Source organism: Ilumatobacter sp., from assembly GCF_041688325.1.
Classification (GTDB): domain Bacteria; phylum Actinomycetota; class Acidimicrobiia; order Acidimicrobiales; family Ilumatobacteraceae; genus Ilumatobacter_A.
This window is the reverse complement of the sequence record NZ_JBDNIJ010000396.1, coordinates 1-10,836: the sequence shown is the minus strand read 5'-3', so window position 1 is coordinate 10,836 and position 10,836 is coordinate 1. Positions and strand designations below refer to the sequence as shown.

Here is a 10,836-nt window from a genome sequence, read left to right as displayed (position 1 = left end):
CGGTTCCTGTCGAACGCTTGGGCTGACTACCAGTTGGCTCATCCGGGCACGCATGACGTGGTGCCCGACCTTTTCCGAATGCCCGGTCTGATGGAGGGGATCGGTGAGTTCCGGGACCACCATGGCATCGACACCGAACTCGGTCGGTGGTGCTTTGAGACGACGACGCCGCTGACGGAGGGCACCTTCGAAGCTGCGACCTCGGCGGTTGATGTCGCGCTGAGTGCTACATCGCTCGTGCTGGGTGGTGAGCGAAACGTGTACGGCCTGTGCCGCCCTCCGGGACACCATGCTCCGATGTCGCTCTATGGCGGCTACTGCTTCTTTAACAACGCAGCCATTGCAGCGCATCACGCAGCCTCCACCACCGGATCGAAGGTCACCGTGCTCGACGTCGACTATCACCACGGCAATGGCACTCAGCAGATTTTCTACCAGCGTGATGACGTGCAATACGTGTCGTTGCACGGCGATCCGGCCCGGGCCTATCCGTACATCACTGGATTCGCCGATGAGGTCGGTTCCGGCCGTGGCCGCGGAGCCAATCTGAACGTTCCGCTCCCGCTTGGCGCCGACGACGATCACTATGCAGCAGCGCTGGCTGGAGCGCTCCAGGCCATCGACGCGTTTGGGCCGGATCTGCTCGTGGTGTCGCTCGGTGTCGACGCCTTTCACAACGATCCGATCTCGGATCTGGCGGTCACTGCCGACGGATTCGAGGCGCAAGGGGCACTTGTCGCGCAACTTTCTGTGCCGACGGTGGTGGTGCAAGAAGGCGGGTATGACGTGGCCTCGCTCGGCAACAACGTCAATCGATGGCTTGCAGGCCTGGCAACGCTTTGAGCCATCTGACAGCCCGACTGTGACGGGCGTCATTCCACAATGTGGAACTGTGCTACATTGCGGAATGCGGCGGCTGGAACTTCGACAACCCTTTGAATGAATTGTCCACAGGGTTCGAGTTGGGTATGGTCGACGTGTCGCCGCTAGTCAGTTGGCGGCGTGAACTCAAGCTTTTCTATTAGGGGGAAATTACAGATGGACTTCAAACGTTTGGATCAAACGCGCAGCTCGGTTGGACCGATCGAGCTCGATCTCATCGAGTCATATGCTCAAGGAAAGGTCAGCCGTCGCGACTTCGTTCGCCGCGGCACGATGATCGGCCTGTCGGTACCAGTCATGGGTGGCATCATTGCCGCCTGCGGCGGTAGCGACAGCGATTCCGCACCGGCCACCGATGCTGCCAGTGGGGAGACTGGCAGCACCGAGCCCAAGACCACCGAGGCCGCAGCACCCGCAGCAGCCGGTGGTGACGTCATCGCCGGCATCCAGACCGGTGACGCCAACTCGGGCCTCGACCCGGTCAACATGCTCGACCTCGGCACGTACGCCGTGCTGTCGCAGTCCTTCGAGTATCTCGTCGGCCTCGGCCCAGACGGCAACATCGCGGCAACCGCACCCGCCACCGAGTGGTCGCCAAATGCCGACGCCAGCCAGTGGACCTTCAAGCTTCGCCCTGGTGTCACCTGGCAAGATGGCGGAACACCGCTCACCTCTGCCGACGTCGTCGCCACCATCGAGCGCATGGTTGAAGTCGGTGCCGGTCTTTCCGGTGTTGTCAGCGCCGGTGCCGCCGAGGCGCCCGACGACCTGACCGTGGTCGTGAACCTTGACTCGCCGAACGGCAACCTGCCGGTCCTCGTGTCGTTGTTCAACCCGCAGTCGCTGATCACCCCGGTCGACTACTCGAGCGGCACCACGCTGAGCGACCGCCCGACTGGTACTGGCGCCTGGATGCTGGTCGATTTCGATCCGTCGGCCTACCGCGCCAAGTTCATTCCGAACCCGAACTGGTGGGGTGGCGCAGTCAAGCTCGACAGCGTCACGTTGCAGGGCTTCGAGAGTGGCGGCACCAAGGTCGCGGCCTTTGCCGCTGGCGAAATCGACATCATCCAAGACTTCTCGATCTCCGACGGCGCAACCCTGCTCCAAGACGATTCGCTCACCATTCTGCGTCCGCCGTCGTCGAACCACCGCCAGATCTGGTTCAACACGCAACTGCCGGAAGGCGGCCCGTTCACCGACCCCCGCGTCCGCCAGGCCGTCTGCTACGCCATCAACCGCGAGCAACTTGTCAACACGGTGTACGAGGGTCAGGCTCGAATCGCTAACGACCACCCGATCTTCCCGACGTTGCCATTCTTCGACGAGGGCCAGGAACAGCGCCCGTACGACCCCGAGATGGCCAAGCAGTTGCTCTCCGACGCCGGTTATGCAGACGGCATCGAAATCCCAATTCAGGTCGGCGACCTTGGTGAGATTCCTGCCATTGCGGCCATCGTCGAGCAGAACCTGGCCGCCGTCGGCATCAAGACGCCGGTCAGCGTCACGCCGAACTCGGACTTCTACGGCGAGTACTGGTGCACCGGTGCAAGCTGGGGATCGTCGCCCGAGTCCTCTGGGCCGGGTCGCCCCTGTGGCGCTTCGGCTCAGATCGGCATCGTCGACTATGGCCACCGCCCGACCCCGGACATCTTCTTCGGCCGTGCACTCGCGACCGACGGTGACTGGAACTCTTCGAACTATGCCTCGAGCGAATTCGATGGCCTGTTCGGCGATTACCAGAGCGCCACCGATGTGGCGGGTCAGAAGACGGCAGTCGGAAAGATCCAGCGTCTCCTCCATGAGGACGCCCCGGCGTGCTACCCGTTCTTCTTCGACTACCTTTCGGCAACGAGCAGCGCGATCAACGGCTTTGAAACCACAGCCCTTGGTCACCTGCAGATGCAGAACGTGACGAAGAGCTGACCGAACACCCCGCTCCGGCCGACGCCGGAACGTCGTAACGGCGGGGCGCAGCGGACTGGTCCGCTGCGCCCTTTGTCGTTACAAGGATCAACCGTTCGAAAGACAGAGAAGGAACACGTGCTCAGATTCATCTTCAGGCGGCTCATGCTCGCCTTCGTCACCTTGGGGTTTTTGCTCGTCATTGTGACGCTGATCCCCAACATCGCTCCAGGCGACCCTGCTCGAAAGATCGCAGGCGGCACGGCGTCGCCCGAGCGACTCATGCAGGTCACCGAATCGTTGGGTCTGCGAGATTCGGTTCTGACTCAGCTGTCGAAGTTGGCGAAGTCGGTCTTCACCCTCGACTTCGGCGACTCCTTCTCCGTCGCTGCCGGCGAGCCGGTGATGAGCCTGGTATGGACCTCGCTCGGCAACTCCGCCAAGCTGGTGATCCTCGCTCTGCTCGTCATCGTGCCGCTCTCGGTTCTCGGTGGCTTGGTCACTGCCTACAAAAAGGACACCTGGATCGATCGCACGATCATCAATGTCGGCATCGCCTTCTCGGCGATTCCCGACTTCGTGGCCGGTGTGTTCCTGCTCGCCTTCCTCGCCGTCCCGGTCGACTTCTTCAAGGTGCAGGCCGCAGCGCCGCCCGGATCAAACATCTTGATCCAGATCCAGCATCTCTTGCTGCCAGTCATTGCCGTGTTGATGGTGTACTTCGGGTACATCGCACGCGTCACTCGTGCTGGCACGATCACGGCGCTCGATTCTGATTACGCCCGTACAGCGTTCATGCGTGGGCTGTCGCTCCCGCAGGTGTTCCGCAAGCACATTGCCCGCAACGCACTCCAGCCCACCGTTGCGGTACTCGGTACCCAACTCGGCTATCTCTTCGGCGGCATGGTCGCTCTTGAGCGGGTGTTCGGCTATCAAGGTGTCGGCAACCTCATCCTTCGAGCCGTTGACCGTGCCGACTATCCGGTCCTGCGGGCTGGCGTGCTCGCTGTCGCCGTCATCTATATGCTCGCCACACTTTCGGCTGACCTTCTGATCGCTTACATGAATCCCCGTACACGCCAATCGTTGGGAGACAACTGATGAGCGGAACCCAGGAAGCTGGTGCGCCTGTGCCAACCCCGAACGAGTCTGTGAACGTCGCTCAGTCGGCCGAGACCGCAGTGCCCGGTGAAGGTAAGAAACAGATCCGCAAGGAACAGCTCCGTGTGCTGTACACCAGTCCCGGCTTCATCATCGGTGTGGTGATCGTTGGATTCTGGATCATCGCCAGCTTGCTGCCGGGGATTCTGACATCGTTTGATCCGAAAGAATTCGTCGAAGCAGGGCCTCGTGTCAAGCCTGGCAGCGAGGCGTGGCTCGGCACCGACAAGAACGGGTGGGACGTCTATACCCGAGTGATCTACGGTGCCCGCAAGATCCTCACGATCGCCCCGATCTCCACCGCTGTGGCCATCGTGGTCGGCACGTTCCTGGGCCTGGTCATGGGCTACTACAAGGGTTGGGTCGACGAGATCCTGAGCCGTGTTATCGAGGCAATCCTGTCGATTCCGATCATCCTGATGGCCATCGTCATCATCTTCACCTTTGGCCGCTCGACCACCGTGATCATTGGAACGATTGCTGTGCTCTTCGTGCCGGCGATCACTCGAACAATCCGTTCGGCGGCAATCGCCGAGTCCGACCTTGACTACGTCATGTCGGCAAAGATGCGTGGCGAATCGGGTTTTTTCATCGTCACCCGCGAGATATTGCCCAACGTGACCGGGCTCGTGGTGGTGGAAGGAACCGTGCGCCTCGGCTACGCCATCTTCACCTATACGACATTGGCTTTCCTCGGTTTCGTCGGTGGCAACATCACCGATGCTGATTGGGGCATCGATGTGTCGCAGAACTACGAACAAATCGCCCGCGAGATCTGGTGGCCGTCCATCTTCCCGGCCGCGGCAATCGCCAGCCTCGTCATCGGCGTCAACCTGATCGCCGACTCGATCGACAAGGCAGTGAACTCATGACCGTGACCGAATCCCATACTCCCGAGCCTGCAGATCCGACCGACGTGCCAGCGCTGGCCATCGACGGCCTTGAGATGTCGTACGTCGTTCGCGGCAACCCGCGCAAAATCTTGCGCGGCGTGACCTTTGAAGTGCGCCAGGGCGAGGCATACGGCCTCGTCGGTGAGTCGGGCTGCGGCAAGTCAACCACGGCGTACGCAGCGCTTCGATACCTCCCGAGCAACGGCGTGATCGACGCCGGTCGGGTGCTGTCCGGCGGCGAGGAACTCACCGCGATGTCGGCCAAAGAGCTGCGCAAGTTCCGCGCTGAGCGTGCCTCGATGGTCTTCCAGGACCCAGTACAGGCGGTCAACCCGGTGTTGAAGATCGGAACGCAGGTTGCCGAAGCGTTCCAAGTGTTGGGTCAGTCGAAGGCTGAAGCGCGTGTCTCGGCACTGGCTGCTTTGGAACGGGTGCATATCGCTGCTCCGGAGAGTGTGATGGAGCGATATCCGCATCAGCTTTCAGGCGGCATGTTGCAGCGTGTGGTCATCGCTATGGGCTTGGCCTGTGATCCAACATTGCTGGTGCTCGACGAGCCGACGACCGGCCTCGATGCCACGGTCGAGGCCGAGGTGCTCGACTTGGTGCGCGAGCTCCGTTCTGAACTGAACTCGGCAATTCTGCTGATCGCGCACAATCTCGGCGTCATCCGCACGATGTGCGATCGCGTCGGCGTCATGTATGCGGGTCGGATTGTCGAAGAGGGCACCGTTGCCGAAGTGTTCGACAACCCGAGCCATCCGTACACCAAAGGGTTACTCAACTCGATCCCACGACGCGGTCTGCGCAAAACAGACAGCGAACTGTTTTCCATCCCGGGTGCGGCCCCACCGATCGGTGCCTCGCTGCCGACCTGTACGTTCATCGATCGATGCCCCATCGCAACCGATCTCTGTCGCACTGACGTACCGCCGATCGTCCCACGCTCCGATGGGCACTGGACTCGTTGTCATCATGTCGACCGGATGGACGAGGTCCCGGACCCTGAGAAGGTCACGGTCAAATACGACGTCGGCACCGAACAGGTCATCGGGGTCGAAGGTGTTTCCAAGACATTCCGCCAACGTGGCCACGACGTTCCGGCGCTCGTTGGTGTCAACCTTGGCTTCGCTGAAGGCGAAACTCTCGGGCTCGTTGGTGAGTCTGGTTCCGGCAAGTCGACACTTGCGAAGACCATGCTCGGCGTCCACGCACCCGACGAAGGCGGCGCCATCACCCTGCGCGGCCGGACGATGGCTGATAAGGCAACTTCTCGCATCGACGAGTCGGTGCGAGCAATTTCGATGGTCTTCCAGAACCCTGATTCGGCGCTCAACCGGGCCTGGACTGTGCGGCGCATCCTGCACCGCAGCGTCGTCAAACTGACCGGCATCAAGGGTGCTGAGGCGGACAGGCGAGTCGTGGAAATTGCTGAGGGCATGCAGCTCTCATCGCGTCATCTCGACATGCGTCCACGACAGTTGTCTGGTGGGCTCAAGCAGCGTGTGGCCATCGCCCGTGCCTTTGCTGGAGACCCCGAAGTGGTCGTCTGCGACGAGCCAACGTCGGCGCTCGATGTGTCGGTCCAGGCGGCAATTCTGAACCTACTCGCGAAGCTGCAGAACGAGCAGCGCTCGAGCTACTTGTTCATCAGCCACGACATTGGTGTCGTGCGCTACTTGGCAGATCGCATTGCAGTGATGTACCTCGGGCGGATCATGGAGATCGGCGCGACCAAAACGATGTTCGAGGGTGTGAACCATCCGTACACCGAGGCGTTGCTCTCGGCAGTGCCAAGCGTCGACGGTGTCGCTGAGAACCGGATTCCGCTGACCGGTAGCATCCCGTCGCCGGCCAACCCGCCGCCCGGCTGCGTCTTCCATACACGTTGCCATCGTGCGATAGCAGGCCTCTGTGAGGTCACCGAGCCGGAGATGGTTGAGCTGTCGCCCGGTCACAGCATCAAGTGCCACCTCACCGTGGAGCAGCTCAAAGAGCCGCTCAAGGCCGACGCTGTCGCCACGCTGGCGTGACCTTGGCCGCGCCGACTGATTCGTCAGTCGGCGATAATCCATTCGGCGCCGGCAGCGGTGTCGCGTACCTCAATGCCGGCAGCGATGAGGTTGTCGCGAATGGCATCTGACACGGCGTAGGCCTTGTCGGTTCTGGCGGTGACGCGTGCAGCGAGAGCCGCTTCGACGACCGGGCCGAGCACCTCGCGAACGTCGCGAACTCCGGCAGTTGCGGCAGCGCCGAGCCGAACAATCATGGATCGCCGCGAGGTCCGGGCCCGCTGCATCTCGTCGCCCTGGAGCGTGTCTCGCGACCACTGGAGGATTGCCGAGTCGAGATCAAGGATGGCCTTGACGGCGCCGTCGGCGTCTCGCGCTGCCAGGGCCGAGTCGAATTCCGATTCGAGTCGAGCGGCGTCGCCAGCAAGTGACGGAATAGCCGCAGCCTGATCACCGACTGTCACACCGAGGTCTGACCGGAGTGTGACAGCAGCTTCGGACTCGGTCGGTTCTGCCATACCGGGGTCTGACCTCGGTGTGACAGGGCCGGCTTGCAGCGTGCTGAACGGGACAGTTTCGCCGGTCTCGATGCGAGTCGATACACCGTCTTTACGGAGTGTGACTCCGCCTTTGCCGACGACCTCGGCGGTCTGTGCATCGAGGTCGATGATGACGCCGGTGTGCTCGTCGACGCCGAGGATAAACACGTCGTCATCGAGTTCTGGTTCGAGTATCGCCAGGCGTCGCTCGCCGAGGTAGCACTTGCTTGTGTCGTGATTGCCGCCCTCTTTGTTGTCGTAGTGCGGGATGACGACGACAGGGAGCCCGACTTCGCTGAGCACGTCGAGCCCGTCGACCCAGTACGGATCGGCGCCAGACTTGTAGATCTCATAGACAGGAATGGTTTTCCGCCCGAGTGTGAGCGCAGCAGCGGACGAGAACACGACGGCGCCGCCGGTGCGGAGCTTGTCGGCGATGGCCTCGGGAATCGGGGTATCGGCCCACTGGCGCAGCGCGAAGGTTGGGCTGCCCGGCCCGGCGAAGATCCAGTCGGCTGCACGGATCTTTGCAATGGCTGTTTCGATTGCCACGACATCGCCGTTGTCGGTTCGTGCGAGGCCAGCAATCTCGACGTTTCGGTGCGCTGCGTCCGTGAAGTACTCGGCGGTCTTGGCGGCGAGGATGTCGACGTTTTCCTGGAATCCGAACGGGGTGTCGAGGAGTACGGCGTCGACGGGGCCTCCGGTTGCTGCGGCAAGCTGTTCGAACACCCGGCGATGCGGCGTGGTCATCGTCGGTGCGGTTTCGCCGGAGCCCATGATGACGAGGAGGCGGGGGAGTGCAGTCATATCAGTTCCTGTATTCGGTGGGTCAGCAGCGTGCGTTAGAAGAAGTCGGGATCGGTGAGCGCCCCGTGAAGGAGCGCAGCGACTTCGGTCGGGTGTTGTGCATGCACGTCGTGATGTGCAGGGCTGAACCATTCTGACCGGCTGATGGCCAGAGCGGACAGAGCCGCGTCGATTCCGGCACGCTTCGCAGTAGTCCATTCGGATTGGCCGTTGTCGGCCGAGATCCACAGCACGGGGTCGGTGATCGTGGCGTACAGGTCAGAAGGTGTGTGCTCCCACAAGCCGCGGAGTACGAGGAGGTGACGTTCCAGTGTGAGCCACGGGGCGATGGTCCCGTCGTCTCTGACTTCGAAGTTGGCGAGTTGACCTTCGATGCCCTCGGCTGGCCAGTCGGCGTTCGACGTGGTCATCCACTCGCGCATCTTGGCGATCGGCGTGCCGATCAGCGAGGGCGGTGCCATCTGCTCCTTGGCAACTTCCCAGTCGGGCATTCCGCGCTGCAATTCGATGGAGCCGCCGTCAACACAGACGATCACCGATGCAGCCCCGGGGTGCCGATGCGCGAACTCGATGACAACGTTGCCGCCCCACGACTGCCCGGCAATCAGTGGCCGTTCCCAGCCGAGGTCGGTGACAAGCAACCGAAGGTCGTCGGCGACGGAGGCCATGTCGTACGGGCCGTCAGGTTTAGACGAGTGGCCGTGGCCGCGTTGGTCGAGAGCGACGACGGGGTGGCCGAGCGCGGCGAGGCGCCGGGCAACGCCGTCCCAGAGCCGAGCGTTCGAAGCAAGCCCGTGAACGAGCAGGCACGGCGGCAGGGTCGCGTCGGCGGGTTCCCAGTGCACTGCGTGCATGCTGACGCCTGACGCCAGTTCGTGATGCTCATGGCGCGGTTCGAGGGCGTGCGAATCGGTCATTGGGCGCTGGTCCGGATCTGTGAGAGGAGTTCGAGCATGTCAATGCTGCGCTCGACTGGGCGAGGCCAACGCTGCGTCCCTCGAACTGCTGCTGCGAAGGCGTTGATCATCCCGAGATATGGGTCGCCAGGCTCGACGTCGATTGAGCGTTCTCGCGCAGAGTTGGTGGCAGAGTTGGTGGCAGAGTTGGTGGCAGGGTCGCACTCGACCCTGATCCGTTTGGCGTTCGGTCCGCCGGTATGGGCATCACCGTCGAGGACAATGCGGCCGGTGGTTCCGACGATCTCCAACCGTTGCTGTTCCGTTTGGACGAACGAGACCCTCGCTCGTGCGATTTGACCGCTGGGCCAGGTCAGCTGGACTGTGGTCGTCGCATCGACGCCACTCGGAGCCAAGTCGATGGACGCCTCGACTGCGGTGGGTTGTGAACCCCAGAGCTCGACAGCTGGGCCGAGGCAGTAGATCCCGACGTCGAGGAGCGCGCCGCCGCCGTGGTCCAGGATCCACCGATAATTGTCTGCACGTTCAGGCCCGATCGTGAACGTGAACGCCGAATTGATCTCGGTGAGTTCGCCGACCAGCCCGTCGGCGGCAAGCTGCATTGCATGGCGCCAGCGAGGGTCGAAGGGAGTCATCCAGGCCTCAGCGAGCAGCGTGCCGCTTGAGTGGCACGCGGCTTGCATCACCCGGGCCTCGTCGGGCGACACGGCCAGTGGCTTCTCGCACAGCACATGCTTACCGGCCGCAGCTGCGTGCATGGTCCACGCACGATGCATGTCGTTGGGTAACGCCAGATAGATCGCCTCAACGTCGGGATGATTGATGACCGCTTCGTAGTCGGAAACGGTGGCATTGGCCCAGGGGTCTGGTACTGGACCGCTGAGCGATGCCGCAGCAACCAACGTTGCTTTCGAACTGGCCTCGATGGCCGGTAGGACTGCGAGGCGGGCGACCATCGAGCGGGCTCCGAGCACGCCGATGCCCACCGGCTTACTCACAGGTCAAGCTCAATGAGCGTGCCGCCCTCGTTGCCGGAGCGGTGCGCTGCTTCGAGCACGGCCACGACGTCACGTGACTGCTCGGGACGAACGGCCAGGTCTTCGCCGAGCAGCAGATGGTCAGCGAGGTTGTTGTGGAAGCCCCATCCCGGATTGGGTGCGGGTCGAACGGTCGAGGTGATGAGGCCGTGGTCGCCGTCGAAGCGTGCCAACTGGAGATCGACGGGAGCCTCGGCGTGGTGGGACGTGTGCTCGACGTAGCCGCGGCCCGGGACGACCGACTCGGTCCGGAGCGGTCGGTAGTGCCCTTCGAGTGTTGCGTCGGTGCCCTCGATGTGGAACTTGGGTCGGCGGATTGCGCAGACGTCGCTTTGGCGGAACGTGGCCTCACGGCCGTCGGCCCACTGCATCCACAGCGACAGTTGATCGACGTTGCTGGTGTCTTGCCACACGCGTGTGTGCGTGGAACACAGCACGCGACTCGGGGCGCTGCCGTAGAGCTGGTGGATCCAGTCGACGTGGTGCGAACCCCAGTCGTACACGGCGCCGCCGGAGATCGAGTCTTCGGAGTGCCAAGCGCGACAGGGGTGCTCGAATCCACCGACGAAGGTCTCAATGTTGAACACCCTGCCGAGGTCGCCGCGTTCCATCAGCCGGCGCACAGCAAGGAAGTCGGTATCCCAGCGGCGGCTTTGATGGACGGTCACGGTGCGGTCGTT

Annotated in this window: 9 protein-coding genes; 5 read left to right on the top strand and 4 right to left on the bottom strand. The window is 62.6% G+C overall.

Translation table 11 applies throughout. The features are described from left to right. The 5 genes from ACH2EI_RS19885 to ACH2EI_RS19865 all read left to right on the top strand — a co-directional run. On the top strand, nt 1-843 hold an 843-nt coding region (locus ACH2EI_RS19885; RefSeq protein ID WP_395154232.1), incomplete at its 5' end, for a histone deacetylase family protein. A gap of 195 nt (nt 844-1,038) precedes the next feature. Beyond that, on the top strand, nt 1,039-2,808 hold the full coding sequence (locus ACH2EI_RS19880) for an ABC transporter substrate-binding protein (RefSeq protein WP_395161289.1): 1,770 nt from the start codon (nt 1,039-1,041) through the stop codon (nt 2,806-2,808). Nucleotides 2,809-2,925: 117 nt separating this feature from the next. Further along, the gene (locus ACH2EI_RS19875; protein ID WP_395154234.1) at nt 2,926-3,888 is read left to right on the top strand and encodes an ABC transporter permease; all 963 of its coding nucleotides are present in this window, start codon (nt 2,926-2,928) and stop codon (nt 3,886-3,888) included. Then, entirely contained in the window at nt 3,888-4,820 is a 933-nt protein-coding gene (locus tag ACH2EI_RS19870; protein WP_395154235.1) for an ABC transporter permease, read from the top strand. Before ACH2EI_RS19875 ends, ACH2EI_RS19870 begins: the two co-directional genes overlap by 1 nt. After that, the gene (locus tag ACH2EI_RS19865; RefSeq protein ID WP_395154236.1) at nt 4,817-6,874 is read left to right on the top strand and encodes an ABC transporter ATP-binding protein; all 2,058 of its coding nucleotides are present in this window, start codon (nt 4,817-4,819) and stop codon (nt 6,872-6,874) included. The genes ACH2EI_RS19870 and ACH2EI_RS19865 overlap by 4 nt, the downstream gene beginning before the upstream one ends. A 23-nt stretch (nt 6,875-6,897) precedes the next feature. Here the strand turns inward: ACH2EI_RS19865 and ACH2EI_RS19860 are convergent, their stop codons facing one another. The 4 genes from ACH2EI_RS19860 to ACH2EI_RS19845 form a co-directional block, all read right to left on the bottom strand. After that, nucleotides 6,898-8,202 carry a hypothetical protein gene (locus ACH2EI_RS19860; RefSeq protein WP_395154237.1) on the bottom strand — a complete coding sequence of 435 codons (1,305 nt, stop codon included), beginning with the start codon at nt 8,200-8,202 and terminating at the stop codon, nt 6,898-6,900. A gap of 35 nt (nt 8,203-8,237) precedes the next feature. Further along, the gene (locus ACH2EI_RS19855) at nt 8,238-9,119 is read right to left on the bottom strand and encodes an alpha/beta fold hydrolase (protein ID WP_395154238.1); all 882 of its coding nucleotides are present in this window, start codon (nt 9,117-9,119) and stop codon (nt 8,238-8,240) included. Continuing rightward, on the bottom strand, nt 9,116-10,117 hold the full coding sequence (locus ACH2EI_RS19850) for a Gfo/Idh/MocA family protein (RefSeq protein WP_395154239.1): 1,002 nt from the start codon (nt 10,115-10,117) through the stop codon (nt 9,116-9,118). The genes ACH2EI_RS19855 and ACH2EI_RS19850 overlap by 4 nt, the downstream gene beginning before the upstream one ends. Further along, nucleotides 10,114-10,836, bottom strand: a 723-nt coding sequence (locus ACH2EI_RS19845) for a Gfo/Idh/MocA family protein (RefSeq protein WP_395161287.1), incomplete at its 5' end; no start/stop codon positions are given. The genes ACH2EI_RS19850 and ACH2EI_RS19845, both read right to left, overlap by 4 nt.